General features: G+C 43.5%; 1 protein-coding gene. It reads right to left on the bottom strand.

From position 1 onward, the window contains the following. On the bottom strand, window positions 1-1,168 hold a 1,168-nt coding region (locus A3735_RS23195), incomplete at its 3' end, for an Ig-like domain-containing protein (RefSeq protein ID WP_156499859.1). Between the last annotated feature and the right edge of the window lie 47 nt (window positions 1,169-1,215).

Genomic DNA, 1,215 nt, shown 5'->3' with positions numbered 1-1,215 from the left:
CGCCAAACCCCAAACCATTAAACCCGGTAATAAAATTAAAAGAAAGCAGCCTTACACGCTGAACACCGGCAGAGCTTTGTTGAATGAAACCACCAACAACCCCTCCAGAATCACTTAAGCTAAAACTGGTATTTCTAACCTCACCATCAACAGAAGACCCACTTAAAAGATCTCGTGGCCCGCTCCATGCATTCCCATCAAACATGTTAACCCATGCTGTCAGCTGTGCGTCAGGAGACCTTGGCTGAATCCATATAACGACCGCATGCCCCAGCTCATTAATAGCGATTTCTGGAGAGTAAACGCTACCAAGACCAGCACTATCCAACCTTAATGAGTTAACGCAGGAAGAATCAAGAGAGTCAGGATTCTTGCGGCAATGCCGTGAAGCAGACTCAGTTCCGGGTAGAACCCAGACTTCCTGATCCGCTAGATATTGACTTGCCCAAATCTGTGTCACACCTTCAACACTCTGCTTCCAAACCAATAAAGTAGTGCCACTTTGACTACTTTGGATAATCGGCTCAAAGCTGTCCCCTTGATGAAAGACTGCCTGTGTACCCTCTTCATTCAAGTACTTGAAATTAAGAGTTTCGGACTCGTGCCATACGCCAGACTCCGTCGTAAACGCGACCCTCTCCCCGCCTTCAAGAAAATTACGCTCATCCTCACTTGTTGACAAATCATCTTCCACTAAATCATGTACGTCTGATTCCACTTGAAGAGTATAAGTGTTATGTAAGGCAAAACGACCACTACTCAGCCCTAATGTTAACTCAGTAGCGTCAACATCAATCAATTTACCGCTTTCTTCATCTGGTACTTTTGACTCCCCAGGGACAGTACTGTGAGAAATATTTATTTCTCGCTCAACAGGCTCTGTAATTGAGTCAGGATCGAAACTACCAGAATAAATACCAACTCGATTATCAAGTAAAGAATCTATATTCATTTTCTCACTAAATAACACAGTTGGATTTAAGTCCACGCCGTAGCTTATCTCTTCAGAATCAGGAGTGATGCGAACAATAGTCGGTGCAGTAGTATCGGTGGCAGCCTCAGGCAGACTACGAGTACCATCGCTATCACAGGCAGAAAGGCCCGAAAGAAAAATAACAACCAGGAGTATTAGTTTATTTTTCCCGGCTCTTAGGTAGTGAGAGTGCATTTAAACTCCATATAAATACAATAGTAGAAATGAATCAGGCATTTATA

This window comes from Oleiphilus sp. HI0061, assembly GCF_001635675.1.
This window is presented reverse-complemented; position numbering and strand designations above follow the sequence as displayed.